The organism is Clostridioides sp. ZZV14-6153, assembly GCF_020657855.1.
Lineage (GTDB): Bacteria > Bacillota > Clostridia > Peptostreptococcales > Peptostreptococcaceae > Clostridioides.
Window position 1 is genome coordinate 120,491 of the sequence record NZ_JAGWCZ010000010.1, and the last position, 13,891, is coordinate 134,381.

The 13,891-nt window shown below is 26.3% G+C and carries 11 protein-coding genes; 9 read left to right on the plus strand and 2 right to left on the minus strand.

The annotated features are described in order from the left end of the window. Positions 1 to 210 precede the first annotated feature (210 nt). Both KGF46_RS13185 and KGF46_RS13190 read left to right on the plus strand, forming a co-directional pair. Positions 211 to 681 (plus strand): helix-turn-helix domain-containing protein, encoded by a 471-nt coding sequence (locus KGF46_RS13185; RefSeq protein ID WP_227828802.1) that lies wholly within the window; start codon positions 211 to 213, stop codon positions 679 to 681. Positions 682 to 720: 39 nt separating this feature from the next. Further along, entirely contained in the window at positions 721 to 1,020 is a 300-nt protein-coding gene (locus KGF46_RS13190) for a hypothetical protein (RefSeq protein WP_227828803.1), read from the plus strand. A gap of 350 nt (positions 1,021 to 1,370) precedes the next feature. Here the strand turns inward: KGF46_RS13190 and KGF46_RS13195 are convergent, their stop codons facing one another. Continuing rightward, positions 1,371 to 2,822 (minus strand): GntR family transcriptional regulator, encoded by a 1,452-nt coding sequence (locus KGF46_RS13195; RefSeq protein WP_227828804.1) that lies wholly within the window; start codon positions 2,820 to 2,822, stop codon positions 1,371 to 1,373. 419 nt (positions 2,823 to 3,241) lie between these two features. On the opposite strand from KGF46_RS13195, the gene KGF46_RS13200 reads away from it, so the two are divergent. The 3 genes from KGF46_RS13200 (at position 3,242) to KGF46_RS13210 (ending at position 7,852) form a co-directional block, all read left to right on the plus strand. Beyond that, positions 3,242 to 4,420: a GGDEF domain-containing protein gene (locus KGF46_RS13200; protein ID WP_227854769.1), complete on the plus strand. Its 1,179-nt coding sequence runs from the start codon at positions 3,242 to 3,244 to the stop codon at positions 4,418 to 4,420. Positions 4,421 to 4,634: 214 nt separating this feature from the next. Then, positions 4,635 to 5,642, plus strand: a complete 1,008-nt coding sequence (locus KGF46_RS13205) for a GGDEF domain-containing protein (RefSeq protein ID WP_227862033.1) — start codon at positions 4,635 to 4,637, stop codon at positions 5,640 to 5,642. A 125-nt stretch (positions 5,643 to 5,767) separates the two neighbouring features. Further along, on the plus strand, positions 5,768 to 7,852 hold the full coding sequence (locus KGF46_RS13210) for an EAL domain-containing protein (RefSeq protein WP_227828807.1): 2,085 nt from the start codon (positions 5,768 to 5,770) through the stop codon (positions 7,850 to 7,852). Between the two features lie 466 nt (positions 7,853 to 8,318). Here KGF46_RS13210 and KGF46_RS13215 read toward each other — a convergent pair whose 3' ends face one another. Then, the gene (locus tag KGF46_RS13215; protein ID WP_227828808.1) at positions 8,319 to 9,779 is read right to left on the minus strand and encodes an NADP-dependent glyceraldehyde-3-phosphate dehydrogenase; all 1,461 of its coding nucleotides are present in this window, start codon (positions 9,777 to 9,779) and stop codon (positions 8,319 to 8,321) included. A gap of 453 nt (positions 9,780 to 10,232) precedes the next feature. Here KGF46_RS13215 and KGF46_RS13220 point away from each other — a divergent pair, with 453 nt between their 5' ends. From KGF46_RS13220 to KGF46_RS13235, 4 genes are all read left to right on the plus strand, one after another. After that, positions 10,233 to 10,811 carry a TetR/AcrR family transcriptional regulator gene (locus tag KGF46_RS13220; RefSeq protein WP_227828809.1) on the plus strand — a complete coding sequence of 193 codons (579 nt, stop codon included), beginning with the start codon at positions 10,233 to 10,235 and terminating at the stop codon, positions 10,809 to 10,811. 172 nt (positions 10,812 to 10,983) lie between these two features. Further along, entirely contained in the window at positions 10,984 to 11,217 is a 234-nt protein-coding gene (locus KGF46_RS13225; RefSeq protein ID WP_227828810.1) for a hypothetical protein, read from the plus strand. An 8-nt stretch (positions 11,218 to 11,225) separates the two neighbouring features. Continuing rightward, positions 11,226 to 12,488, plus strand: coding sequence for an MFS transporter (locus KGF46_RS13230; RefSeq protein ID WP_227850491.1), 1,263 nt, complete (start codon positions 11,226 to 11,228; stop codon positions 12,486 to 12,488). A gap of 300 nt (positions 12,489 to 12,788) precedes the next feature. Next, positions 12,789 to 13,358: a hydrolase gene (locus tag KGF46_RS13235; RefSeq protein WP_227433591.1), complete on the plus strand. Its 570-nt coding sequence runs from the start codon at positions 12,789 to 12,791 to the stop codon at positions 13,356 to 13,358. Positions 13,359 to 13,891: the final 533 nt, after the last annotated feature.

Genomic DNA, 13,891 nt, shown 5'->3' on the forward strand with positions numbered 1-13,891 from the left:
TATCCCCTGTACTATACTTAGATATTAAAATTTTCTTGAATTCATAACTTTAAGCTACTTTATCAAATAATAAAATTTATATAAAATGCCTATTATTACAAAGATGCAACTCAAAGTTGACAAAAAACATAGTAGGATTGATAGTGTGCAACTTGTATATTTGTTAATATTTTAGAATAAAGATTGAGAAATATTGAGGAGGAAAATAAAATGGATATATCTGAAAAAATTTTAAAACTAAGAAAAGCAAATAATCTATCTCAGGAGAATTTAGCAGAACAACTTAATGTATCAAGACAAAGTATATCAAAATGGGAAACAGGTCAATCTGTTCCAGAAACAGAAAAGTTAATTGCTTTAAGCGAAATATTTAATGTTACAATAGATTATCTTTTGAAGCCATCTGAAATAGATGAGATATCAATTAGAACAGAAATTCTAGAAAAACAGCAACAGCAGTTAGTTGAAAAGGAAATAAAAAAGGATAAAATCTTATTTATTGTATTAAGCTGTCTAGCCACATACTTAATTGCATTCGCTATATATATTATTGGACACTTCTATTTTGAAATTTGGAATCCAGGTGTAATATTAAGCGAGTTTATAATAGCAACAGCAATTGCTATTACTATTAATTTAAAGCATAAGTATAAAGTTGATAAAAATTCTATAAATAATTAAATCGTAGGATAATGTAAAGTTATTTGAGGGGGAAAACAAATGAAAAAAACTAAATCAAAGGTATTAAGTTTAACACTAGCAACTACTTTTTTCGTAGCAACAACAGCAAATTCATATGCTATGTCAGCAGCTAGAAAAAATCAAGAGGTAGGAGCTCCAAAATACAATGATGAGGTAGTATATATGTATTTATCTCATTTTGTAGATTTTGAAGGAGATAATTATGAAGAAGGTTTGTGTACATATATAACTAAATACGATAGAGAGGCTTATGATAGATATTTAAGTAGAGGTTCTGCTTTTAGAAGTGCTAATTCTATGCGTTTATTACAAATCTAATAGCATTGAAGGGAGATTTACCTTCATTTTAAAGAATATTGGACTGTATATGGAGTTGGAAATTTTATAATAATTTTAGAGTGTATGTTAATTATTTTTGATGACAGTTACTATTTATCCCATATAAATAAAAAATCTAATTCTGATAAATAATAAAAAGGGTTCACCCTAATTAGAGTGAACCTTTTTTTATAGTAAAATATGTATTGTTGTTAAATAAACATTTAAAAATTAATAATGGATGCTTTCAACTGCTCCACCCATAAAACATCCACTATCTAGCCTATTATACGTACAAGATAAATAAAATTTATACTATCTCTATATTGTCTTTAATGATACTTTTAACTTCACTCTTCTATTATACTTTCTATATAGACATAACATTTTTTCAATTGTTGAAAAGACTTCTTAAAAAGATTTGAAAATGCTACTGAAAATCCTTTAACATCACCTTTTTTTAAGTACATCAATATTTCAAAACATATCCCGAAACGTGTTTTTAAAATTTCGGGGTATTTTTCAGGAAAAAATCGCTCTATATAAATCCCAAATACAATATATTGCTTTAAATGCATAAATATTTCTTGCATTATATAAATTTCTGAACAATCCACTATTTTACATAGCAAAACGAAATCTGGATAGATATTGCATTCTTCAGAATTCTTTTGTAAATGTCTTAAATGAGCTTCTATATTTTCTATCACCACAGAATCTATATTCTCACCCACTAAAAGTACCACATCTTCTAATGTAATTGTAACAAACTCCATAGCATCTAAAAGCAATTTTAATCTTTTAGCTCCTTCTTTTGTTTTAATATAATCATCAGTATACTCAGAAAAAAGAGTTATATATGTTCCTTTTCCATTAATTGTTTTAGCAATTCCACATTCATTTAATTCATTATATGCACTTCTAACTGTTGGAAGAGATATATTATACTTACTAATTACAGAATTAATAGATGGTAGACAATCCCCTGTTTTAAGATTTCCTTCAAAAATTTGAGATATGATATCAGAAACAATTAAATCATATAGATAACAATTTTTTAATGCCATAGAACTAAAATTATCTCTAGCTTTCTCCTGTGAAATACGGTTTTTTACAATTTCCAAAGTAAATTCCCTATTTTTTTCATACATATAAATTAATAATTGTTTAAGTGCAGTAAAATTTCTATTTAATACATATAAATAAACCTGCTTTATTTGTTCAATATACTTATCTCGAAAAAAATCTACAGAACTATCATCTAATTTATCAATACTATAGGTTATTTGTGAAACCATTACATTACTCTGAATAATATCACAAAAAGAATGAATAAGTAAATTATTTGACTTGCTGATTAGTTTATTTATATATTTTAGTTTTTGCTCTCTAAATATAAAATGGTTTGAATTATTTTTTTCCATATAGCTGATAATATCATATAATTCTTGCAAGTCTTTTGATGTAAATCGCTCTATATTATAAACAGCAAGCGCAGGAAATATTAAGCTAAAAACTTGATACATATCTGCTATTTGCAAAATTTTCTCATACACCAATTCAGATTCCACTAATTTTTCACTTACATTATGAATCAATACTGGTCTAGCACCAGCTTTTGTTTCTATAAAACCTTCTTCTGATAACATTTTAATTACTGTTTTTATGGTATTTTTTGATACCATATATTCTTTAGACATTTTTTGAATGGAGTCGAGTTTATCTCCAACTACAATTTTGCCTGTATAAATTTGCTGAATTAAGCATTGAAAAATAATTAAATACTGTGGTTTTTTTTTCATATTTTTTCCTCTTTAATAATTTAAAATAGTTGCTTATTTTTATGCTATAAACTATAATTATTATGAACCATTTATATATATGGTCTAAGTTTTATAATCTTATAACACTGTAAAATATCCTACCATTATTTATAAATAAGTTAGAAAATTGTCAATAATGCAAATTTCTAATGAATATATACATATATTTAACAATGAAATGGTTTAACTTATTTTACAGAATAAGCAGATAGAATTATGGTAGTAATATAAAATGGGTGAACAAGATTGAAATACTCTATAACATAAACACATATGATAAAAAAATATAATCATATTAAAGCAATTTGTAGATATACAACTAAGATTCGCAAAATTTGAATACATTAGACTTATTCTATTTTAATTAAACACAATTTCACTTTAAAAGAGGATTTACTATGAAATACTATATTTTTTTAGCTATAGCTATTATATCAATAATTGAATTCTGTAATATTTATATATGCAGAATATTATCTGCCCAAAACAAAACTGTATCACCATATAAAAATTATAAATCAATATTTTTAATAAAACCATTAATTTTTTTGATAATGATGTTTACAAAATTACCATTACCACTATTTTATATATTATTTCATCTAATGAATCATAAGGCATTTTTAATAAATAATAAAAATGCTAATAAATACTTTATATCTAATATGTCAGTGATAAGTTTTTATATTTTTCACCTTATTACTTTAAGTGTAATATCACTCTTGGAAAATACAAGCTTATATACCCTATATATGGATACATACTATAGGTTAATTAGTATTTTAATAGCTTATACTTTAATTTTTATCTTGTTGTATTGTATAGATAAAATAAAAGAACATGTTTTTATATTAGTTCAAAATAATATAGAACTTAATTTGTTTTCAAAGTTTATTTGGTTTGCTATAGGATATATCTTGTTTGACAGCATACAGGTTATACTTTCACCTCCAAAGGCTTTAACTTCCTACTTTATAATTGGAAGTAATATATTATTAGCTTTACAAATAATTATATTTATTAATCATATATATTCTATTGAAAAAAATATTTATTTAGAAAAAGAACACCATAAATTAGAAATAACAAAATATGAACAATTATTAAGAGTTGACTTATTAAATAAAAAGGCTAATATTGATGATTTAACATCAGCATATACTCGAAAATTTGCTTTTGAAAAAATGCAATCTTATATTGATAATAAGTTATTATTTTCATTAGTATATATTGATTTGGATAAGTTAAAAACAATAAATGATACATATGGACACTTGGCTGGAGATAGCTACATTATTAGCTTCTCAAATATAGTTATTGACAATTTAAGAACAGAAGATATATTTGCTAGAATAGGAGGAGATGAATTTATAGTGATTATGCCTCAATATAGTGAAAATATTACAAAAGAAGTCATGGATAAAATACGTAATACCATGAAAAATCAGATATCTTTTAGTTATGGTATTGTAGAGGTATCCAGTAAAAATAAAATGACTCTAGAAGAAATTATTAATACTGCAGATATTAGAATGTATACTGATAAACAAAATAATCATAGAAAGAACAAAAACTAAAATGAAAATGTATATGATAATTATCCTAACAACGTTACCATGTTATTTATCTTATTATCTTTATCACTATAATTTTTTTAAATATCTTGATGCTATAACTGATAACTCTAAAAACAAATATAAAATATATATTATATATTCTTTATTTAATTATTCAATTTTTTTAATCTGTACCTATCTAAGGTTAAATTTAATTATAAACTGGACAATTTTTATGTTAGTTTTATTTACACAGATTAAAGTAACTTACTCCATGTCTAACATAAAAGCCTTTTTTTATTCATTAAACTGTACTATTATTGGTCTGTCAATAAATATATTTTTCAGGTCATTAATTTCGATAGTCTTAGATATGCCAGCATATTTATTTGATAGTAACTCTATTACAAATATTTACAGAGTATTTCCTATAGCATTTAGTTTTATTGTTACAGGATTATATTTTTATTATAAAATTTATAAAAATACTCAGATTAGCTTTGAAAATATCTTAGAAGATAAAAAAAATTTAATTTTTTTACTGAGTCTTATGTTTGTAATGTATCTATATTTGTGCCTGAGTCTAATGGTATACTATACTGTTGAAAACACATTAATTTTGAAGTTATATGGAATTAAATCATCCATAATGGTTTTAATAGGTAACTATATTGCAGAAAAATATAGCTTTAGAATCACTCAAATTAAGGGCTATGATATTAAAAACCAACTAGATTATTTGGAAAGTCTAAAAATAGAAGATGAAATTAAAAGATTGAGTGATACTGTATATAAAGACTTATTGACTGGTTTTTATAATAGGCCTTTTGCAAATAAAAAGCTATCAGAATGGAGATTTAATAACTATGAATTTACTTTATGTTTTGCAGATTTAAATAATTTAAAAATTGTAAATGATAAATTTGGACACCAGTTTGGAGATAAATACATATCCACTACTGCTCAAATAATAAAAAAATGTATAAATATAGAACAATCTTTATTGTTTAGGTATGGTGGAGATGAATTCTTATTTCTTTTATACAAGATAACTACTTCCCAAGCAGAGCAAATAATGATTGATATTAACCATGAACTATCAAAATTAAGTAACACTGAAGATTACCCTTATACACTTTCTATTAGTTATGGACTAGTTGAATGGGACGGAATATCTGATACTGAAACTTTAATAGCAAAAGCAGACTCCTTGATGTATGAAAATAAGCTTAAAAATAAGTAACAGTCAAATAAAACTATTATTACATCTCTAGTTATAATATATAAATTATTAATAATTTATATATTATGTTTTTGCTTAATTGAAATTAATCTATAAAAAATGTATATTGTGGAGGAGGCCCGATAATGTCAAAAGACACAGACTTTACAAATATTGAATACGACTTCTTAATGAACGCATTAGATGTAAGCGTAAGTAGACATCTAATTGATGAACATTACACTGTGGTTTGGGCTAATAATCGTTATTATGAAATGTTTGGTTATACAAAAGAGGAATATGAATCTCTTTTTCATAACCAGTGTGACCTTTTCTACAAAGAAAATCCAGATGATTGGAATGAACTTGTGAATAATGTCGCAAAAGCTTTCTCTAAGGGAGAGAGAAAATACGAACACCTTGGTCGTATGAGACATCGTAATGGGAAAAAACTTTGGATAAAATTAATGGGGTTTTTAACTGGAGAAGTTGTTGATGGATTCCCTGTTTCCTACTCTGTCATGGTTGATATTACAAGACAAATGCTGACTCAAATAGAACAAACTGTAACTTACAATAATTTTCCAGGTCTTATTGCTAAATTTAAAGTTACTGATTTTGGTTTCCAACTATTAGATGCAAATAAAAAGTATTTTGATATGTTTAAAAACAAAGTAAATTTTTTAATAGAAGATATAAATTCAGAAATTTACCTCGACTCTATTTATAAATATTATGATGATTTTAGAAATGGAAAATATATTTGCTTTCCAATTTCTCCACAGAATCTTAAAGGTGAAATTGTACATATGCAAGTCATAGCTGAATGTATAGATTGGGAAGATGATAAACCTATCTATCTTTTGATATACTCAGATGTTACAAAATTAGTTGAGCAAAACAAAATTATTGAAGAAAATAATAAGGAACTAGAAAAACTAGCATTTACTGACCAGACTACAGGTGGAATGAATCGCACACAGTTTAATATAATAGCAAATGAAATCATAAGTTTGTCACCAGCTGGCACATACACTCTTGTTTGGCTAAATATGCAAAAGTTTAAATTAATAAACGATTTAGCAGGAAATATTGCTGGAGATAAGCTTTTAAAATATATCTACAACTGTATAAAATTACATTTAAATGAAGGTGAATTTGTTACTAGAATTTTTGCTGACAACTTTACTCTTCTTCTAAAAGAAGATAAAAAAAATATCAACTCCAGATTAAACGCAATAGTTACACATATTAATAGATTCAATGATAACAAAGATTATAAATATATGCTCTATTTTACTGCTGGTGCCTATATAATTAATGACACTTCTTTGGAAATAACAAAGATTCAAGATAGAGCAAATGTAGCTTCTAAATCTATTAAGAATATTGAAAATCATGAGCTATGTATTTTTAATTTCTATAGTAAATCAGATAAAGAAAAACTTATACTTGAAAAGAATATAGAAAACAGAATGTATGAGGCACTTGAGAAAAAAGAATTTCAGGTTTATTTACAACCAAAACTAGAATTATCCACCCAAGTTATATGTGGTGCAGAAGCTTTAGTAAGATGGGTTCATCCTGTTGAAGGAATAATGCCTCCTAATGAATTTATTCCCTTATTTGAAAAAAATGGATTCATTGTACAATTGGATTTATATGTGTTTGAAGAAGTTTGTAGTACTTTAAGAAAATGGATTGATAGTGGATTAAATGCAGTAAAAATCTCTGTGAATATGTCTCGCTATCATTTTTCATTCAAAGATTTTATTAATGCATATAAAGAAATAGCTGAAAAGTATTCTATCCCTCCACATCTTATAGAAATTGAAATTACAGAAACGATTGTATTTAAAGATGTTAAAGTGTTTAGTGAAATAATAAATGAGATTCATAAAAATGGATTTAAATGTTCTATTGATGATTTTGGAAGTGGTTATTCTTCAATTAATATGCTTAAAGATATCTATGTTGATACTATAAAATTAGATAGAGCATTTTTTAAATCAGAACGATTAGATTCTCAACGGGAAAGAGATATAATTGTTTCTATAATTGATTTATCAAAAAAGTTAAATATGACCACTGTAGCTGAAGGAATAGAGACTAATTTTCAAAAAAACTTTTTAAGAGAAATAAACTGTGATATGTTACAAGGTTATGTATTTTCTAAACCATTACCAATAAAGGATTTTGAAAAACTTATGTTTCAGAAATATACTAATTAGTGGTATAAAATGATTCATTCTAAAAGATATTTATTTTAAATATACTAATTAGCAATATGACATGATTCGTTCTAAAATAAAGAATAAATAATAGAAATTATTTTATATAGCTTTGTATTTTTAAATGCACATTTAACTATAAAATTCTTATATTAATATTCTTAATGATATGAATATCTATACTTTGTAAAAATAACAGATAAATTTAATACTTTATAAATTAAAATTTAAATTTAATTTTTTGCTAATATAAAAATGTATCGATTTATCTTAAAAAACAAAATATAAAGTGGAGAAAATTAATACCTCCACTTTATCCTGCCTTTATATTAATTTTTATATATTTATACTTTTATCTTTATATTTCTAGTTATTTATCCATACCTCTAGTTATTTTTTTACATTTCTAGTTACTTATTTTATTTCTTCTATTTCCTTTACTTTTTTTACTTCTTTTATAAGCAGTCTACAGCCCCTTAACATTTACTACTACTGCCTTAGGTCTAGTCATAGCCTCAATTGAATACTTAACGCCCTGAGTTCCCATACCAGATGCCTTCACACCTAAAAATGGGAAGTGGTCTGGTCCTCTCTCAGTCTTATTATTTATTTGAACAGTACCAACCTCAAGCTTATCAGCTATATAAAAAGCCTTATCAATATCACTTGTAAATACTGATGATTGAAGTCCATACTCTGATTGATTGGCAATTTCAATTGCTTCATTTATATCTTTAACTCTTATAATCGGAAGTACTGGTCCAAAAGGTTCCTCCCAAGCAATTTTCATATCAACACTTACATTATCTAACAATGTTGGATAGAATAAATTATTTTTTCTAACATTACCTGTTATTAATTTTGCACCTTTATGCAATGCATCATCAACTAATCCTTGAACAAAATCAGTTGATTTGTTATCTATAAGAGGCGTAATAACTACTTCATCCATTGGATTTCCAACTGTTAACTTCTCTACTAACGGTTTTATTTTTTCAACTAGTTTATCTGCGACACTCTCTTGAACCAAAATTCTCTTTACTGCTGTACATCTTTGACCTGAATATGAGTAAGCTCCAGCCACTATATTTTTGGCTGCAAAATCCAAGTCTGCATCTTCTAATACAATAGCAGCATCTTTTCCACCAAGTTCCAATAATAATGGTACCATTTTAGATATTTTGGATATATGTTGACCAACTTCAGTACTACCAGTGAAATTTATAAAGTTGATTCCTTTATGAGTTACAACATAATCCCCTATTTCGCTACCTCTACCTGTAATTGTGTTAAGTACACCATCTGGTATACCAGCCTTTCTCATAATTTCTACTAAATGAAGTGCACTAATAGCTCCTTGTGTAGCAGGCTTTAGGACAACTGCATTTCCACCAATAAGTGCTGGTGCAATCTTTGACATGGATAAATTTACAGGATAATTAAATGGAGATATAGCTAAGACAGTACCTAATGGAACTCTTGAAACATAAGACATCTTATTGCGTGTTCCTCCAGGGAAATTATCACCACTAATAGCTTCACCTTCCATATTCTTTCCTACATCTGCTGTATATCTTAAAAAATCTGCTGTTCTTTCAACTTCTGCTCTTGCAGATTTTATATCTTTAGCTATTTCAAGTACCAATATGTTAGCTATTTCATCCATATTCTCTATCAATAAGTCAGCTGCTTTATGAAATATATTAGCTCTCTTATATACAGGCATATCAGACCATACCTTCATACTTTCTTTTGTATTTTTAATAGCTTCATCTACTTCATGCTTTGTCATAGATTGTACTTTTCCAACAAGTGAATTATCTATTGGCGAGTAAATTTCTATTGGTTTTTTTGAATTGGATTCTACCCATTTTCCATTTATTAAATTTTTATATACATTTTCTTCTGTTCTAAGTTCATTAAACATATTTTTATTCCTCTCTGTGATATAACATTATGTATTTAAATTATAGCCATTTATTTGTTATGTAAACATTTCTTTTTTTCATAAACGTTTACCTCAAAAAAAAATTTATAATCAGTATTTTTTTTAATTTAAGTATCTTTGTAATTTATGTGATTTTATCTTAATATATCCCTGCAATTTAAATACTTCTCTCTTAAGGTATCCTAACTACTTTTGTTTACTACTTCTCTTTTTATCTATTCATTAAATTAGTTATCTTTATCAATTTATATATGATTTATTAACCTATTTAACTGAAAAACAATCTATAGTTTAATTTTTTAAATTAAAAATAACATAAATATAAATAGCTTTATACTTGACAAATTTATAAATGGACAATATCATATATGTATGACTAAAAAAACTTTTTAAGTCATACATAATACATGCTTATGGAAAGGATTGATAAATATGGCTAAAAGCTTTACAGAAGTTGAAAAAAACAATATAAGAGAAAGATTAATTTTAGAATGTGAAAACCACTGGTCTAGATATGGATATAAAAAAACTAATATTGACGAACTTTGTTCAAAAGCAGGAATTGCAAAAGGTTCTTTTTACACATTTTTTGACTCAAAAGAAAAGTTATTTTTTGAAGTATTAAATGGAATTCAAAATAGACTTATATCATCAATATACGAAATATTGAATAATATGCCTGCAAAAGAAGGATTTGTAGCATCTTTAAAGATGTTATATCGCTTATATGACAAAAACCCATTCTTATATTGTCCTAGAGATTCTGATTCTATTGCTTTTTTAAATAAATTACCTAAAGATATGGTTTCAACGCTTGAACATAACAATATACAAAGCTTCTACGATTTAATTGAAAAATATGATTTTAAACTAAAAATAGAGAAAGAAAAAGCCTTTGGTGTTTGTAATGCTCTATTATCAAGTCTACTGTTAAAAGAAGATATTGGATATAACTATTTTGAAGTATTTGATTTCATGATAGATAGTCTTGTAGATGACATGTTTGAATAATATGATGTGCTAATTTTGCTAGATTATATAAGTAAAATAAATGATTATGTAGAATAAGTAACTATAAAATTAAATAAACAAATTAAATAAACAAATAAATTGAATTACACAGCAAAATAGCAAATTTTGTTTTTCTGTTAAAATTGCTTTAAAATTCTTTTAGGAGGTCTCTATGATTGAACTAATACAAAAACTAAACGATGCTATATATAAAGTAAATGAAAAATTAAACATACATACAAAACTTGTAGACCCTGGTAGTGAACTTATGCCTTTTTACTCTATTCTATCTATAATATTTTCTATATTTTTGATAGTGTTAGGAATTAAGATAAAAAGAACATTTCCAATAGTAATTGGTGTTATAACAATTATTATAAATATTTTAATAATTTTAGATAGGTAGGTGTATATATGACAAAATCACTAAATACTTTCAACAGAAACTTCAACTTAATGGTATTAGGTCAAATAATTTCGCTGTTTGGTGCCTCAATACTTAAATTCGCTTTATCTCTATACATACTTGATATAACAGGAAAAGCAGGAATATTTGCCACAATACTTGCAGTATCTTCAATTCCAATTATAATATGTTCCCCTATTGGTGGAGCTATTGCAGATAAATTTAATAAAAGAAATTTAATGGTTATTTTTGATTTTTCAAGTAGTTTAACTGTTCTAGTCTTAGCATTATTTTTATTTAACAATAAAGGTTCAATACTGCTTGTAGGAATTATCATGACCCTACTTTCAGTAATAAGTACGATGTATCAACCCACTGTTCAGTCGAGTACACCTATCCTAGTTGATAGTAAAAATTTAATGAATGCAAATGGTATAGTAGCTGGAGTTGCATCTCTTACAAATATCGCTGGACCTGTGCTAGGTGGTGTTTTATATGGCATTCTTGGAATTAATGCTATTGTAATTATCAGTTGTATAAGCTTCTTTTTATCAGCGATTATGGAAATATTTATTCAGATGCCTTTTGTTAAACAAGAACAGTCTGGTAATATCATAAAATCTATCTTTAATGATATAAAAGATGGTGTTATCCACATATGTAAAGAAAATCCTACTCTATTGAAAATATTATTTATAGCAATGGCATTAAATCTCTTTTTAACTTCAATGCTAATTGTAGGTATCCCCTATATAATAAAAATAACAATGGGTGCTAATGACACCTTATATGGTACCGCACAGGGAGCAATATCATTTAGTTCACTGGTAGCTGCTATAAGTGTTGGCATGTTCTCTAAACATCTAAAAATTAGTAATTTATATATATATCTTTGTGTATGTGCACTGATGTTTATTCCAATGGCATTTTCAGTATATCCATCTATATTAGAAACAGGGTTGGCAGTACCATTTTTAATTCTTGTAATATCCTCTATGTTAATATTTTTCATGACAACAATTATCTCAATATTTGCCATAACAATCACTCAATTAGAAACTCCAAATGAACTGTTAGGAAAAGTAATGGCAATACTTTTTGCAGGAACAGCCGCCGCAATGCCTCTTGGTCAGGTCATATATGGTAAACTTTTTGATTTATTATCAGATAGAGTTTACATTATTATCATAGGCGTTGGTGTAGTTACATTCTTTATAGCAATTATTTCAAAAGTAATGTTAAAAGACAAAAGTGCAAAGTACAACAAATAGAGATTTTATTATATATCTAATTGTATTTTTCATAAATAATATCAGTATAACATTTATATTCATAGATGCATTACTATGTTTAATTTTAGTATTAACTTTACAAAACATACAAAACTATATAACTGTAGCATAATATACGAATGTGTCATATACACTGATAAAATTTTAATTTTCACTAATTTCTGAATTTAAGCGCAAAATTATGTATTAGTGTGTTGACGTATTGGAAATTGATTGATATAATCAATTAAAAACAAGCTTTATAAAAATTCAAAATATTCAGCTAGAGGAGTGATAGTAATGAGTTACATGCCAAATTTAGAACAAGCATGGGAAATCTTAAAAAAATACAATAAGGAAGAATTTCATATAAGACATGCTCAAATTGTATCTGGTGTTATGAGATATTATGCAAAAGAATACGACCCTGAAAGAGTAGAATTTTGGGAAATCGTTGGACTTTTACATGACTTAGACTTTGAGATGTATCCTGAAGAACATTGTGTTAAGCAAAGAGAATTAATGACTGAACTTGATTTAGATAAGTCAATAATCGATTCTACTGTAAGTCATGGATATGGATTAACTGGCTCAGATGTTAAACCAGAGCAATTTATGGAAAAAGTTTTATTTGCTGTAGATGAGCTTACTGGATTAATTGGTGCTGCTGCAATAATGCGTCCTTCAAAAAGTGTATCTGATTTAGAATTAAAGTCTGTTAAAAAGAAATTCAAAGATAAGTCTTTTGCTGCTGGCTGTTCTAGAGACGTTATAAGAAGTGGTGCAGAAATGCTTGATTGGGAACTTGACAAACTTATACAAACAACTATAGAGGCTATGAGAAGCCTAATTCCAGAAATGGAAATATAGGCTATCATACATATAAAGTAAGTATAATAAAATCAAATTAAATACTAAAACAACTTTATTTATATAAAGTATCTGATTATTTATTTATCAATTTAATAGTTTCATTAATAAGCAGTTACCTTGATACAAACATTTTGTTAATTTAATAATTTTATCAATATAACATAACTTTAATTGCAATAGAAGTTACATCTCTAAAGAGTTTTTCTCCTTTCGATGCAACTTCTTTTTTATGTTATGTTATCTACTGATTCTACCCCTGTTATCTACTTCTAACCACATCATCTATAAATCTCAGATTTTATATTTTAAAACTCATTATATGTACAACTCTCTATATGTATAACACACTATATGCATAACTCACTATATAACACACTAATTTAAATAGATTCTTATAATTGACACACTCCCCATAGCTAAAGCAAGGGGATTCTTGGTGGCTAACGACTTAATACTATCTAAACGATAGAATCATAGGTGGTTACAAAGCCAAGCTACTTGGACGGTGTCTTCGCCACTACTACCTTATA